Raw genomic sequence first — 1125 nt, forward strand, 5'->3', positions numbered from 1 at the left:
GTCAATGAAAGTCATCCCTCCCATCTTACGGCTGCGCTGTACCCATCCGGACAGCGTGACTTGCTTGTTTACATCAGAGATTCTAAGCTCTCCACATGTGTGCGTTCTAAACATATATTTTTTATTTAAACGATTATCACTCGCGTTTTTATTTTGATCGAACCAAAACTGCGCAAAAGTACGCAATAATTTGTAATTCGGTGTCAGTAATCCGTTATTTTATCAGACTTTCTTTGTCAGCTTTTTCAATATTTTCTTGTTTCTATCTGTTATATTGTCAACGATGGCTTCATTCATCAATTTGATGCCATTCATATATTCCTGCGCTCTTTGGAGCACATTGGCTGCATCCTTTTCCGGTGCTCGTGGCACTACCACGCGCAATCCTCTTTGAATCAGCTGAATATTTACATTGGCATCCGTTTCCATGGGGTCACCATCAAAATGCACGACACCCGGAGTAGTCCGGCGGATGCACAACTGCTTGCAGCGGAAAGTCTTGATACGGCTATTCTGATCGATTGTTTTATTGAATAATTGAAAGGCCAATGAAGGAACGTCCAATATGGTGAACGGTTCGAGAATAGTCACATCCAGCAAACCATCTGTCAGAGTGGCTTGCGGTGCGATATAAGCATTGTTTCCATATTGCGACGCGTTTCCGCAGGCAATCAGGAAGGCTTTATACTTGGAAACTCCGTTTTCCGTTTCCAGTTCGTACGTTTCCGGCTCATATTTAAGACTTTCCTGCAGGGTTTTCTCCAGATAAGTCAATAGCCCCCGTTTACCGGCATGCGCAAACTTCAGACTGACAAACGCGTCGAATCCCACTCCGCAAGTGCAGAAAAAATCCGTACCGTTAATCTTACCATAATCTATCACATCCATGCAACCTTCGTTCAGCACTTCCAATGCTCTCTTCGGTTCCATCGGTATATGCAGATGCCTCGCCAGTCCATTGCCCGATCCGCAGGGAATAATTCCCAGCGCGGTATCAGTATGCACCAACGAACGAGCTATTTCATTGATTGTTCCATCCCCACCAATAGCCACTACTATATCTGTTTTCTCTTCGGCAGCTTTGGCAGCTATTTCTACTGCATGACCGGCTCTTTCCGTATACAC

General features: G+C 44.6%; 1 protein-coding gene and 1 pseudogene. Both read right to left on the bottom strand.

What is annotated here, in order from left to right; translation table 11 throughout:
* A pseudogene (locus AB5935_RS27510) lies at positions 1 to 186 on the bottom strand (aspartate--tRNA ligase); the annotation flags it as partial.
* 36 nt (positions 187 to 222) lie between these two features.
* A partial coding sequence (locus AB5935_RS27515) for a diacylglycerol kinase family protein (RefSeq protein ID WP_368328041.1) occupies positions 223 to 1125 on the bottom strand: 903 nt, incomplete at its 5' end.

Source organism: Phocaeicola sp. RTP21198st1_B8_RTP21198_201120 (assembly GCF_040929485.1).
Taxonomy (GTDB): domain Bacteria; phylum Bacteroidota; class Bacteroidia; order Bacteroidales; family Bacteroidaceae; genus Phocaeicola; species Phocaeicola dorei.